At 34.9% G+C, this 13,900-nt stretch carries 17 protein-coding genes; 10 read left to right on the top strand and 7 right to left on the bottom strand.

Going from position 1 to position 13,900, the window contains the following annotated elements; genetic code table 11:
• On the bottom strand, positions 1-699 hold a 699-nt coding region (locus N3C60_00895), incomplete at its 3' end, for an AAA family ATPase (GenBank protein MCX8083467.1).
• A gap of 2 nt (positions 700-701) precedes the next feature.
• Positions 702-1,919 carry a molybdopterin molybdotransferase MoeA gene (locus tag N3C60_00890; protein ID MCX8083466.1) on the bottom strand — a complete coding sequence of 406 codons (1,218 nt, stop codon included), beginning with the start codon at positions 1,917-1,919 and terminating at the stop codon, positions 702-704.
• Between the two features lie 31 nt (positions 1,920-1,950).
• Here N3C60_00890 and hflX point away from each other — a divergent pair, with 31 nt between their 5' ends.
• Positions 1,951-3,648, top strand: coding sequence for a GTPase HflX (gene hflX / locus N3C60_00885; protein MCX8083465.1), 1,698 nt, complete (start codon positions 1,951-1,953; stop codon positions 3,646-3,648).
• Positions 3,635-3,973, top strand: coding sequence for a hypothetical protein (locus N3C60_00880; GenBank protein ID MCX8083464.1), 339 nt, complete (start codon positions 3,635-3,637; stop codon positions 3,971-3,973). Before hflX ends, N3C60_00880 begins: the two co-directional genes overlap by 14 nt.
• On the opposite strand, the gene N3C60_00875 is transcribed toward N3C60_00880, so the two are convergent.
• On the bottom strand, positions 3,970-4,230 hold the full coding sequence (locus N3C60_00875; protein MCX8083463.1) for a DUF167 domain-containing protein: 261 nt from the start codon (positions 4,228-4,230) through the stop codon (positions 3,970-3,972). The genes N3C60_00880 and N3C60_00875 overlap by 4 nt on opposite strands.
• 76 nt (positions 4,231-4,306) lie before the next feature.
• Between N3C60_00875 and argC the strand changes: the two genes are divergently transcribed.
• From argC to glnA, 8 genes are all read left to right on the top strand, one after another.
• The gene (argC, locus tag N3C60_00870) at positions 4,307-5,308 is read left to right on the top strand and encodes an N-acetyl-gamma-glutamyl-phosphate reductase (GenBank protein ID MCX8083462.1); all 1,002 of its coding nucleotides are present in this window, start codon (positions 4,307-4,309) and stop codon (positions 5,306-5,308) included.
• A 7-nt stretch (positions 5,309-5,315) separates the two neighbouring features.
• Complete coding sequence (argJ, locus tag N3C60_00865) at positions 5,316-6,524, top strand: bifunctional glutamate N-acetyltransferase/amino-acid acetyltransferase ArgJ (GenBank protein MCX8083461.1); 1,209 nt, start codon at positions 5,316-5,318, stop codon at positions 6,522-6,524.
• Positions 6,524-7,300, top strand: a complete 777-nt coding sequence (locus N3C60_00860) for an ABC transporter permease (protein MCX8083460.1) — start codon at positions 6,524-6,526, stop codon at positions 7,298-7,300. Before argJ ends, N3C60_00860 begins: the two co-directional genes overlap by 1 nt.
• Positions 7,297-7,806, top strand: coding sequence for a hypothetical protein (locus tag N3C60_00855; GenBank protein MCX8083459.1), 510 nt, complete (start codon positions 7,297-7,299; stop codon positions 7,804-7,806). The genes N3C60_00860 and N3C60_00855 overlap by 4 nt, the downstream gene beginning before the upstream one ends.
• The gene (locus tag N3C60_00850; GenBank protein MCX8083458.1) at positions 7,779-8,774 is read left to right on the top strand and encodes an MlaD family protein; all 996 of its coding nucleotides are present in this window, start codon (positions 7,779-7,781) and stop codon (positions 8,772-8,774) included. The genes N3C60_00855 and N3C60_00850 overlap by 28 nt, the downstream gene beginning before the upstream one ends.
• An 11-nt stretch (positions 8,775-8,785) precedes the next feature.
• The gene (locus tag N3C60_00845) at positions 8,786-9,451 is read left to right on the top strand and encodes a hypothetical protein (GenBank protein ID MCX8083457.1); all 666 of its coding nucleotides are present in this window, start codon (positions 8,786-8,788) and stop codon (positions 9,449-9,451) included.
• A gap of 78 nt (positions 9,452-9,529) precedes the next feature.
• The gene (locus N3C60_00840) at positions 9,530-9,868 is read left to right on the top strand and encodes a P-II family nitrogen regulator (GenBank protein MCX8083456.1); all 339 of its coding nucleotides are present in this window, start codon (positions 9,530-9,532) and stop codon (positions 9,866-9,868) included.
• Between the two features lie 18 nt (positions 9,869-9,886).
• Positions 9,887-11,299, top strand: a complete 1,413-nt coding sequence (glnA, locus tag N3C60_00835) for a type I glutamate--ammonia ligase (protein ID MCX8083455.1) — start codon at positions 9,887-9,889, stop codon at positions 11,297-11,299.
• Between the two features lie 37 nt (positions 11,300-11,336).
• Here the strand turns inward: glnA and dinB are convergent, their stop codons facing one another.
• From dinB to N3C60_00815, 4 genes are all read right to left on the bottom strand, one after another.
• Positions 11,337-12,545, bottom strand: a complete 1,209-nt coding sequence (dinB, locus tag N3C60_00830) for a DNA polymerase IV (protein MCX8083454.1) — start codon at positions 12,543-12,545, stop codon at positions 11,337-11,339.
• Entirely contained in the window at positions 12,542-12,790 is a 249-nt protein-coding gene (locus tag N3C60_00825) for a hypothetical protein (protein ID MCX8083453.1), read from the bottom strand. Before N3C60_00825 ends, dinB begins: the two co-directional genes overlap by 4 nt.
• Positions 12,771-13,385, bottom strand: coding sequence for a transcriptional repressor LexA (lexA, locus tag N3C60_00820; GenBank protein ID MCX8083452.1), 615 nt, complete (start codon positions 13,383-13,385; stop codon positions 12,771-12,773). Before lexA ends, N3C60_00825 begins: the two co-directional genes overlap by 20 nt.
• 134 nt (positions 13,386-13,519) lie before the next feature.
• Complete coding sequence (locus N3C60_00815) at positions 13,520-13,840, bottom strand: metalloregulator ArsR/SmtB family transcription factor (protein ID MCX8083451.1); 321 nt, start codon at positions 13,838-13,840, stop codon at positions 13,520-13,522.
• Between the last annotated feature and the right edge of the window lie 60 nt (positions 13,841-13,900).

Here is a 13,900-nt window from a genome sequence, read left to right as displayed (position 1 = left end):
CTCCTCATCAGTTATCCCAAGCATAGCTGAGTAATTACTATCCATCGTAAGATCAAAAAGATTATTGAGTTCAGAAAAGACCCCAGTCTTAGAAAACTTGCTCACCCCTGTAAGCAAAACAAACCTAAGCTTCTCGATCACCGACGCTGCCTTCAACGTACCGTAAAAGTCCTTAAGCACCTGTCTATTTTCTATTGCTATCTTTAGGTGATCATCTCCTCTACCAAGATGAGATATTATAGGCTTGTCATACTCATCTATGAGCACTACTATACTACGCTTTGTCTTATTGTATATCTTTACCACCATCTCCTCAAACTTCATCTTAAGTAGATCTATCTGAAGATCTATACCATATTCTCTGGCTGTTGTATCCATGAAAATTGATAAGGACCTCTTCAAGGTTTCTGGGCTATCAGCATCTACCGAGTTCATATCGAGTCTTATAATTGAGTACTCATTCCAATCATAATCAGACTTCGCTATCCAAAGCCCATTAAATATCTCCCTATTCCCTTTAAAGACCTGCTCCAGAGTAGATATCAACAATGACTTACCAAACCTGCGGGGGCGGGAGAGAAAGTTAAACTGTGTAGATGTTATAAGATTATAGATATAACTTGTTTTATCAACATAAAGGTTGTTATTTTTTACAATATATTCAAAATTAGATTGCCCTATGGGCAACTTTCTCTTCATAATCAAAACATCGCCTCAAAATTATATGGATATACCCGTAAGATCGTTCCATCACATATCTCCCCAACCATTTCAGATGGTATCATACAAAAACCATTGGATTCCGAGATAGAGCTTATCATGTGGGAATCCTGACTTTCAAAAGGGTAAGCATAAAACATATCCTTTTCATACTTTATCACCACTCTATTAAAATGAACCCTATCATTTCGTTTTTTTATCTTACCCTTTAAAATAGCCTCTAATGATTTTAACTTATATTCATTACTACCCAAAACTTTCTTAATATAAGGTATAACATAAAAAAACAAACAAAAAGCGGAGCTTACTGGATTACCCGGCAGTGCAAACAAAGGGATATCCTTAATATAGCCAAAAGAAAATGGCTTACCTGGTTTTTGTTTAACGCCCCTTATAATCCATTTTACACCGATCTCTTCTGAAATATTACCCACCACATCGAAATCACCACTGGAAATACCTGCACTGGAGATAATGAGATCATATTTAGTATCGATCTGAGTCAAGAATCTTTTTAATTCTTCATTATCATCCTTGAAGATACCCAAATATTCTATATCTATATTCATCTCTTTTAGCAGACTACCCACAAAAAAAGCATTTGAATCAATGGTCTTTTCCATTTGGGCACTATCTGTAGGAAATATCAACTCCCCCCCAGTGGATAAAACACCTATTCTCAACTTACGATAGACTTTTAGATAGGTAATACCAGCAGATATCAACCTCGCCAAAATATATGGGGTAATCTTTCTCCCTTTTATTGAAATCTTCTGCCCCAATTCTATATCTTCACCTGCTTTCCTTATATGATTGTTACATTTGACTTTACCTTCTATCCTTACCCTATGAACCCCACCATCCGTAACCTCAATTTCAGCTACAGTATCTCCACCTTTAGGTATAAAAGCACCAGTCATAATCTTATAGCATTCCCCTTCACCCACAAGGTAATGGGAAACATCATCTCCAGCCTTAATCACACCGTTGACCCTAAACTCCCTCATCCCTTTTTCATAATCACACCATCTGAATACATAACCATCCATCGCTGAATTATCCATTGCTGGCAATCTTCTATTGGAGAAAACATCTTCAAATGCAATCCTACCTAAAGCATTTGATATATGAACAATTTCGTACCCCACCATTTTAGCCTGTTGTAAAATGATATCCTGTGCTTCTAAAGGAAAATACATCAACGTCTCCTTATAAAACTGCATTTTTTTCTTGCAATTTATATCACATCAATTTACATTAGTAAAGGAGGAACATATTCTATACGGTTATACAGAACATTTAAAAGTAAGTTATTTAAGAACGCTCGAAAAATTAATTAAGAAAAAAAATATTTCCTCTGCCATCATATCCGGAGAACTGATAAAAAAGATCTCCTCCATATCAAAAGAAACCGGAAGACAAATAGGCATATTGATAGATAGAAACAATATTATCCAATATGTCCTCGTGGGTACAAACAAAGAGGTCCTTATACCAAAGTTAGATAGATTTGCAATAACACCTGGAAAACTAAGGGGGCTAAGACTTATTCACACCCATCTTTACGGAGAGGATATAGATCAAGATGATATAACAGATTTAAAACTTTTACGTCTTGATGCCGTTGCTGTACTTAAGCTCAACGATAATGGTGAACCCTACAAACTACAGATGGCATACCTTCATCCATCAAAAGAAATAGATCTTTTAGAATACAAGGATCCCTACGATATAAAGGATGATTTCATCTCCTTTGTCAACGCAATAGAAGATGAATTTTTAGCAAATGTAAAAGAAAGATTCTTAGTTAAAAAAAGTTTTTCGGCCGTTTTAGTAGGCTCCTACACAAACAAAAAAGAGGCTGAAGAAAGTATAGCTGAATTAAAAGAACTTTGCAGAACTGCAGAAATCTCACCAGAAAAAGTTTTTTATCAAATAAAAACCAAAATAGATCCAAAATACGTAGTCGGTCCTGGAAAATTAAAAGAAATCATTCTTTTTGCTATGCAAAACAATATAGATTATCTGATATTTGATAATGTTTTGACCCCAGCCCAATCGAGAAGTATCTCTGAACAAACCGAGATGAAAATACTGGACAGAACCCAGTTGATATTGGATATATTTGCTAGAAGAGCAAAGTCCAATGAAGGAAAAATTAGGGTGGAGCTCGCCCAACTTAAACACATACTCCCAAGACTTACCGGTAGGGATGACTCGCTATCCAGACTTACTGGAGGTATCGGCGGAAGAGGCCCAGGAGAAACTAAGCTTGAAATCGACAAAAGGAGGATAAGAGATAGAATAGCCTTTCTTACAAAAAAACTGAAAGAACTAGAATCAGTACGAAACACCCAAAGAACAAAAAGAACCAAGAGAAACCTACCTGTTGTCTCCATTGTTGGGTACACAAATGCAGGCAAATCAACCCTTTTAAACAAATTAACCAACAGTGAAGTATACGCAGACAACCTAATGTTTGCCACCCTTGATACTACCTCCAAAAGACTTAGATTCCCTAAGGAAAGGGAATGTATTCTTACAGATACTGTGGGTTTCATCAGAAATTTACCTGAAAGCCTAAAAGGAGCCTTTAAATCGACATTAGAAGAACTTGTTGATTCAGATCTACTCATACATCTTGTAGATATTTCCAACTCCCAATTTAAAAAGCATATTGTTTCCGTATCTCAAATCCTTGACGAACTAAAACTTTCCGAAAAGCAAAGGATATTGGTCTTTAACAAAATCGATTTAATAACATCGGAAAAACTAAGTGAATACAAAAAAGAATATCCAGATGCACTATTCATTTCAGCTCTTGATAGAACATCTTTCAGAGAAATGCTGACGAGAATAAACCACATACTTTTCTTAGGAGGTAAAAAAATTGACCTGCCCATCAGAGATTATTTTGAAAAGATTTGAGGCTTTTATAAAAAACGAACCGGAGTTTATCCACAACCTTTATTCCACAAAAAGTGATTTTATAAAATTCTTCCCCCAAAAAGAGGATTATGTGCTTCATTTTAGCGATTTAAGAAGAGATACAATCCCTTTAAAACTCAACATTACAAAGGAAATCATAAAATCAACTCTGGCATATGTTTATTACATAGAACGTTTTTTTACTATTGAAGAAGGAGAAATAATATATTACTCCAAGACTGTTTTCATCAAAGAAGATTCCACCTGGCGGATATTAAAGGAAACCAGAGAAAAAACCATATTTAACGCAAACCGTAACGTTTAACCGTTTAATATTTTTAAAAAATCTTTGATATCTATTTCTGAACCTATATCTATTAACTTATACCGTGATTTATCCCCACTGATGAGTCTGATCTCTTTTTTAGATATTCCTAATTTCTCTGACAAAAAATCTATAAGCTCTTCATTTGCCTTCCCATCCAGAGGTGGAGACTTTAATTTTATCTTAACATGTTCGTTAAAAAAACCATCAAAACACTGTTTCTTAGATCCAGGTTGCACATACACTTTTAGTTTCATGTTCAAAAAACTCTTTTTTTTTAAAAAAAATTGCAATAAAATAACAATAAAATCAATACTTTCTTTTGGAGAGATTATGAATGTTTCCATCATTGGTGCTACAGGTTACACTGGTTTTGAATTGGTCAAGATCCTGTTAAAACATCCAAAATTAAAGATCAAACACCTCACAAGTGACTCAAGTGCTAATAAAAATATCAGTGAAATATACCCATACCTAAAGGGCTTATGCGATATGACCCTTATCAACAACGACTTTGAAAAGATAACAAAAGAAACAGATGTTGTATTTTTATGTCTTCCCCACGGGGCATCTATGGATGCAGCAAATTTTTTTGCTAAAAACGGTAAGATCGTAATAGATCTGAGCGCTGATTTCAGGATCTCAGACCCCAACACATATAAAAAAGCATACAATGAAAATCACAAATACCCCGAACTACTCGATAAGTTTGTATATGGGATACCTGAAATATTTGAGGATTCAATAAAAAAATCAACTCTCATAGCAAATCCCGGCTGTTACCCCACATCGATCATTATACCACTTTATCCTCTTATAAAAAATAATCTATTGGAATTTGACATATTGATAGCTGATTCAAAGTCTGGTGTCAGTGGAGCAGGTAAAACTCCTTCAGAGAAAACCCATTTCTGTGAGGTCAACGAAGACTTCAAACCCTACAGTATATTCAATCACCGACACAACCCTGAAATAGACCATATCCTTTCCAAAACAGGATCCCCTGTACATGTAATATTTACACCACACCTATTACCAATAAATAGAGGTATACTTTCCACTATTTACACAAAATCAAACTATAAATTATCCTCTATAATAGAATGCTTAAAAGATTTTTATAATAATAAAACTTTTGTAAGAATATACGAAAAAGATATCCCCTCAATAAAGAACATAGTAAATACGAATTTTATAGACATAGGAGTTTACAAAGATGGTGAACAAGTAATTATCATTTCAACCATAGACAACTTGATCAAAGGTGCAAGTGGTCAAGCAGTTCAAAATTTAAACCTCTTAGTAGGGTTTAAAGAAACAGACGGATTATTGTGAGGTGAATATGAAACTTGTAGAAAATGGTGGTGTTTGTACCCCTCTTGGTTTTTCATCAGCAGCTGTTTCTGCAGATATAAAAGGTAACAAATCTGGTAAACTTGACCTTGCCATCTTAATATCCGAAGTCCCATGTAATGTTGCTGCAGTTTTTACAACCAATAAAGTAAAAGCTGCACCTGTCATTGCAGGATTAGAACAGATAAAGAGTTGTGCTCAATTTTATGGAATCCTTGTTAATAGTGGAAACGCAAATGCCTGCACAGGAAAACAAGGTATTGTAGATTATCATGACATTACTAAAAACTTTGAAAAAAAACTAAACCTTCCTCCTGGCTCCTTATTGATGGCATCTACAGGTGTTATAGGCGTAAGATTACCTGTAGAAAAATTCTACGCTTATACTGAAGCTTTAATCGATAAAATAGATGATGAAGATGACGATTTCACCAAAGCAATCATGACCACAGATACCAAACCTAAAAAAATCGCCGTATTGGTGGAAACAAAGAATGGAGTGTATGTCATAGGTGCAGCAGCCAAAGGTGCAGGGATGATTTCACCATCAATGGCAACGATGCTATCATTTATAACCACAGATGCCGTTATCGATAAAGATTTAATGCAAACTATATTATCAAAAGTAGTAGAAAAAAGTTTCAATTCTATAACTGTAGATGGGGACATGAGTACAAATGACTCAGTATTCCTCTTCTCCAACGGTCTAAGTGGAATTAAATTAACCACACAAGAAGAACTACAAGAATTTGAAAACGCTTTACTCTACGTATGCAATCACTTATCTCGATCTATTGTTTTAGATGGTGAAGGGGCAACAAAACTGGTTCATATCTTAGTTAAAAATGCAAAAACATACCAAGATGCTAAAACCTGTGCCAGTAAAATAGCAAATTCTCCTCTTGTAAAAACCATGTTTTTCGGTTCAGACCCCAATTGGGGTAGGCTTATGGCTTCAATTGGTGCTTCCATGATAGATATAGATCCAGAAAAAATCGATATCTATTTCGATAATCTAAAATATGTTGAAAACAGTAGGCTTATAGACCCTTGCCTTGAAAAGGATGTTCATGAAATTATGTTAAAAAATGAATACATCATCACCATAGATTTAAAAGTAGGAAACGCAGAAGCCCAGATAATGACATGTGACTTTAGTTATGATTATGTAAAAATTAACGCCGACTACAGAAGTTAATGAACAGATTTATATATAGTATAGGCAATTTTTTTGTAGATGGCACAAAGTTCTTAAAAGATTATGTTAAATTCTGTAATAAAATCGTCACCCAGTTTTTAACCTTTAAAATATTAAATCCTGCTATTTTCTTAGTAACAACAAGACAGATATATTTTACAGGTGTACAGATATTAAGGGTAGTAATTGTCTTTGCCATAATCTTTGGTCTGGGACTTGTGGGAATATTGGGTAAGTTTCTTTTCAGCATTGGAGCCCAACATCAGACAGGTAAGGTATTTGTTGTTATAGTAATTAGAGAAGTAGCACCTTTTTTAACAGCACTTTTATTATCCCTCAGAAGCGCCACTGCAGTTGGCGCAGAAATATCGATGATGAAGCTCGGCTGGGAGATTAAGGCTTTAAAAACCCATGGAATAGATGAATACAGTTATCTCTTTTTACCCAGAGTATTTGCTGGTATGGTATGCTCGTTTTCACTTGCTGTTTTTTTTGCTTTTACCGCAGTAACCGTTGGATATCTTTATTTGAGTTTTCAGATGAACATTACCTTTGATTATATGGTCATGCTGATCTTTAATGAGCTCAATCTAAGTGATGTATTATGTTTTATATATAAGACTGTTATGTTTGGATTTGTTCTTATGACATTACCTATATATACCTCAATGGGCGTAGGTAAAGCCACTACAGATGTTCCTATAGCATTACTAAGAGGGATGATGAGGGTCTTTTATGGCTTGATGTTTGTTGAAATTACAGGGGTATTTATATGAGAAAATTTGTAAAAATAAATATAAAGCATGTAGATGACATCCTTGAAAAAGTTTCCCTTTGTAATGCTATTGAACTAAAATATTATATCATCTACAAACAGTTACCTATAATAGGTAACCTCTCCGTTTTAGAAAATATTGCTCTACCTATGTCTTATCACAAAGGCATGAAAATAAAACAATTAATAAGCACAATACAAGATTATCTAAATATATTTAATCTATCAGAAAAGATCCATAACCGGAGAGATACACTCTCTAATTACGAAATTTTTTTAGTAAAATATATTACAGCGCTTATGTTTCCAGTTGAGTTAATACTCTTTATAATGCCTTTGGATCATGTAGGTATTGAACACTCACACCATTTAATGGATTTTTTTATAAAATGTAATGAAAATTATGCAATTTTAGATTATAATGAGAACTACGATAAATATGCACAAATATCTAATATTATAAAATTGGAGTACGATGAATGGCTGACCCAAGATTTAAGGGTATAGAGTATAAAGTTGGTCTATTTATACTATTGGCTGTTTTAACCATTTTAATTGTCATTGGGCTTATTGCCTTTAACAAAAAAATCCTTACCCCAAAGGTAAAGATTAAGATATATTCCGAAAATGGTGAAGGACTTACGAATGGAATGCCAGTCATTTTTTCAGGATTTCAGATAAGTAGAGTTCAGGATATCAATCTTGAAGATGATGGTAGGGTTACCATGACAGTAAAAATTCCAAAAGACTATATTAAATGGATAAAAATAGATTCCGAATGTAAGTTAGAAGCTAAAAATATATTGGGTGCCACAAGTATAACATTTTCAGGGGGTAAAGGTAGAGTTATTCAGGATGGGGATAAATTTCACTTGATAAGAAGTAAGGGGTTGGAAGAGATAATAGAAAAAGCAAAACCTGTATTAGACGATGCAAAACAGATCGTTGCAAATATACGGGATATAACAGATGATTTGAAAAACCCAGATGGAGATCTGACAAAACTGATGAGGGGCTTGGGACATGTAGGGGATGATTTAACCCTCAAAAGAGGTTCCTTAGGCAAATTAATAAGAACCGATGATCTTAATAACAAAATTCATAAAATAACTGATGATATCCAGATGCTACAAAAAAACCTTAATGAGATCTCCATAAAGGTAGCAAATATATTGGATAAAGTTGATCAAAGGGTAGTAACAACGGAAGAAACGATAAAAGATGTAAATAACTTAATCAAAAAATCTAACACACTTATAAACGACATAAACAAGAGGGTAAATGAATTAGAACCTATTATCAAGAACACAGAAATGATTACAAAAAATGTAGCTGAAACCACCGATAACCTAACTCATATAAAAAAAGAAGCAGATGAAATACTCAATTCTACAAACAGACTGTTGCTAAATCTTGAACAGAGATGGCCGTTTTCCGGTCCCAAAAAATCTGAAGGAAGCATAAAAATACCTTAGGAGATCGTTAAGTGAAAAAGATTTTTATAGCACTACTACTCTTTTTAATTGGGTGCTCATCAAAAAAAGTATCGGATGGTTTTTTATTAGCAGAACGTTATTTTGAAAATTACATTAGATATTACAACTCTGGAGATTTTAAGCTATCGGAAATAAATTTTCTAAAATCTGTTGATTCACTTCAAAAAGCTGATGACAATTGCAATCTATCAAAGATTTATATCGGCAGATACCTTTTAGAAGATAATGCCACTTATATTGAATACGCAAAAAGATACGCTCTTATCGGTCATTGTGAAGATGAAATCAATAGCATAAACTTCCTTGTAGGACAAAAATATGACTATAAAAAGTTACCCAAAAGCTTACAACTACAAGCAAAACATTATAACTCATCACAAGATGCCATAAAAGAGCTCTCAGATGAGACCATACCAGATTGGACAAAATCAAGACTTGGTAGAAATATAACCCTTCGCTTTATAAATATCAATCTCTTAGAAGAAGCCAACAAACTTATAGAATTTGTCCTACAAATAGATAGGTACAACAGCTGGACCTATAATCTAAAAAAAGATCTAACGATTAAAAAAGATATATGTAACCTTAAAAAAGATAATTGTGAATTTATCGATGAAAGATTAGACATGATAAACAAGAAACTGAACAAAAATTAAGCGCTTTACTACAATTTGTCATGTTTTATACAAAAAATAATTGGCATTAGGATTGCATAAATAAAAAAAGGAGGAATGATGAAAAAAATAGAAGCGATAATCAAACCTTTCAAGCTTGACGAAGTCAAGGAAAAACTAACCGAGATAGGTATAAGGGGTATCACCATAAGTGAGGTAAAAGGCTTTGGTAGACAGAAAGGTCATACAGAGCTTTATAGGGGAGCAGAGTATGTAATTGACTTCATACCCAAAATCAAAATAGAACTTGTGCTACCCGATGAGATGGTGGATGATGCAGTTAGAGTAATTGCTGAAACCGCAAGAACAGGAAGAATAGGTGACGGCAAGATATTTGTATCATCTATAGATTCAGTAGTAAGAATAAGAACTGGCGAAACAGGTGAAAATGCACTTTAATAAATAAATGGAGGCCTTATGACACCAAAAGAGGTTTTAAAGCTCATAGAAGAGCAAAATATCAAGTTTGTTGACCTACGTTTTGTAGATTTCTTTGGGCTGTGGCAGCACTGCTCCTATCCAGTATCTATGTTTGATGAAGATACCTTTGAAGAGGGTTTAGGATTCGATGGTTCCAGTATTAGAGGTTGGCAAGCAATCAATAACAGCGATATGTTGATCATCCCTGATCCATCCACGGCAAAGATAGATCCTTTCACACAAGTTCCTACTTTAATTATGCTCTGCAAAATAGTAGATCCTATTACAAAAGAGCCATATTCAAGGGACCCAAGAAACATAGCAATGAAAGCTATCAAATACCTTAAAGGTACCGGTATTGCAGATACAGCTTATTTTGGTCCAGAGGCTGAGTTCTTTATCTTTGATGATGTCAGATACGCATGCAACCCAAATGAAAGCTTCTACTATTTTGACTCTATAGAAGCAGCGTGGAACACAGGTAGAGAAGAGTTACCAAACTTGGGTTACAAAATAAGACATAAAGAGGGTTACTTCCCTGTACCTCCCCACGATACCCTTATGGATATTAGAGCCGAAATGGCCCTTGCAATTGAAAAGTTTGGTATCGAAGTTGAGGCTCATCACCATGAAGTGGCCACTGCTGGTCAGTGTGAAATAGATATCAAATTTGCCTCATTGGTGGAACAGGCTGATAATTTAATGTTCTACAAGTATGCAATTAAAAATGTAGCAAAAAAATATAATAAAGTTGTTACCTTCATGCCAAAGCCTATGTTTGGGGATAACGGTAGTGGTATGCACTCCCATCAATCTTTGTGGAAAGACGGTAAGCCTCTTTTTGCAGGGGATGAATATGCCGGATTGAGCGAATTAGCCCTCTACTACATCGGTGGTATTATCAAACATGCAAAAGCTATAGCTGCATTCACAAACCCATCCACAAACTCTTATAAGAGACTTGTACCTGGCTATGAAGCACCTGTTAATCTTGCATACTCTTCAAGAAATAGAAGCGCAGCAATAAGAATTCCAATGTACTCAGCATCCCCAAAATCTAAGAGAATAGAAGTAAGATTCCCTGACCCATCTTGCAATCCATACCTTGCATTCACAGCTATGCTCATGGCTGGTCTTGATGGTATAGAAAACAAGATAGATCCAGGTGAACCAATGGACAAAAACCTCTACGATCTTGATCCTATCGAGCTTTCAAATATTCCAAAGATGCCAGGATCCCTCGAAGAGGCCCTCGATTGTCTTGAAAAAGATCATGAGTTCCTACTCAAGGGTGATGTGTTCACAGAAGATGTTATTTCGACATGGATAGCTTACAAGAGACAAAACGAAATATCTGCCGTAAATATGAAACCTCATCCAATGGAGTTCATGCTATATTTTGACTGCTAAAAATACCATCTAAAAGGGGGCTTAGGCCCCTTTCTTATTAATTTGACGTGACATGTACATTTCTTACCCCGTCTGGACGCCAGGCAGGGGAGATGGTTTTACTACCTATTCTTGAACAACTTAATACAGATGCTGGACATATAGTCCAATTGCCATAACGATTGTTTATTTTATCTACTGCATTATAAATATCCACCAATCTTGGGTTATCAAAAAGATTAATTAACACTTTACAACCATGAATAAGGTTACCTATAGATAAACCTATGAGTCTTACACCCATAGTTATGTTAAAACCCTTTAAAATATCCCTTGCAACGTCATAAACATGATGAGTAGCTGACGTATAATAGGGTAAAGTAATACGCCTTGAGTCCTTTTCCATATTGGCATATTTTAAAAAAACAGTTATGGTTTTACCTGCAATATTGTTGTTTCTGGCTCTTGCAGAGACCATTTCAGAAAGCTGTAAAACATAAGGTAAAAGCTCCTCCATAGAATAGATATTTCTGGGTAGTGTCATACTATGACCAACAGATTTGACAAGCGGCTCATCAGAAATCAATGGGCTATGCCTTCCGTTAGCAATTTCATAGTAGTATATACCGTTCTTACCGAACCGTTTCACCATCTCCTCTACCCCTAAACGCCTTATATCCCTTAGAGAAGATATCCCCTGGGAAAGAAATCGAGATTCAAGCTTTTTACCTATTCCCCATATATCCGAAAGCCTAAACTCATCCAAAAATGATATGCTATCATCCTCTTTTACAAAATAATAACCATCAGGTTTGTTTACTCCACTGGCCATTTTGGCTATCAGCTTATTGGCACCAATACCTATAGAACAGGTAATGTCAAATTTCTCTTTTATCCAGCTCTTTATAATATAAGCAATATCAGCATAGGTGAGATCTTTTATATGGGAAAGATCAAAGAAAGCTTCATCAACAGAATATGCTTCCACAACAGGAGATAACTGGGATAAAAACTCCACTATCTGTTTTGAGATATAGATATATTTCTGATTATTCCCCACCACAAGAATTAAATCGGGATATTTAGCCAGAGCTTCATACTTGCTCATACCAGTCTTTATACCATACCGTCTTGCTTCATAGGAACAGGTGACAACAACAGTCCTCTCTTTAGCACCTATTACTGCAATAGGTTTACCCTTTAAAGCTGGATTCGATGCCTGTTCCACAGATGCAAAAAAAGCATCCATATCGAGACAGCCTATCAATGCACTCCCTCCACAGTAGATATCAAGTACCACCGCTGTAAATGGGAGTTAAAAGCAATTTCATATAGATTTTCCCCGTCCGTTACAGTAAATTTATAAATAAGATAGTACCCTTCTCTCTCATGCCACTTATAGATGATCCTCAAGATCTTGATCTTATTGCCATTTTTTAAGAACCATTTTGGCCTTATATCACCTTTATCAAATATGACCGCTGCAGCGATCTCAATATTTTCTTGCCTCATAATGATCCCCAAAAAGTCTAACAACCATCCTCAATACCCCAATAACTTCAAACATATCCCCATCCCCCACATATATAGGTAGATAACTATCATTTTCAGGTTTAAGACAGATCTCACCATTTTCAGAAACTTTAAAGGTCTTAAGTGTAAACTCCCCATTTATCATAAAAGCCCCAATCTGATTATTAAAGATATCTGGCTGTTTTTTTATTATCACCAAATCTCCATCGAATATACCTCTTCCCATCATACTGTCCCCCACGACTCTTAGACCAAAATATCTATCATCACCCACAAACTCATCAAGTGACAAATAACCCTCAATATTCTCCTCAGCAGTAATGGGAAGCCCTGCAGTAATCTTTCCAACTATCGGTAACCCCTTTTTGGATATAAGATCTATCCCCCTTGAAATCATTGGATTTCTTTTGATAAGCCCTTTATCCTGAAGAGCTTTTAATAGCTTAAACCCTGCATTTTTAGATTTTATCTTCAGCCCATCACATATCTCTTGAACCGTAGGTGGATAGCCATACTCGGCTATATAATCTTTTATGAAAGAAAGACATTCCAACTGCCTTTTACTGATCTCCATAAAAAACCTCATCAGGTGAACTTATGTTTACCATATACTTTTCTCAAAAAATGTCAAGAGGTTAAAATAAAATATAATCCTATCAATCAGGGTAAATAATTATAACAACAAATCACAAACAGCTTCTAAAACACCTAACAAAATCTATCCATCTCCTTTGTATCATTTTTGTGTAAGTTCTTTATAAGTCGTTCTCTTTCAATGGCAATATCGATATCATCTATACGTTCTATAGTGGAGAGCAAAAGTACCCGTTTAAACATATCATCATATCTCAATGAATAATAAGACCATTTCCCCTGTTTTCTGTCCCGAACCAAGCCCGCCTCTTTTAATATGGATAGATGAAAAGATATCTTTGGTTGAACAGTATCGAAAGCATGAGCAAGTTCACAAACACAGAGCTCACCATGTTCAAGGATCTTTAAAATCTTTAAACGCGTTTTATCAGACAAAGCTTTATAAGTTAACAGTAGGTCATTAAAAGCCAATATTTATACCCCTAACATTAAAAT

Source organism: Calditerrivibrio sp., from assembly GCA_026415135.1.
Lineage (GTDB): Bacteria > Chrysiogenota > Deferribacteres > Deferribacterales > Calditerrivibrionaceae > Calditerrivibrio.
This window is presented reverse-complemented; position numbering and strand designations above follow the sequence as displayed.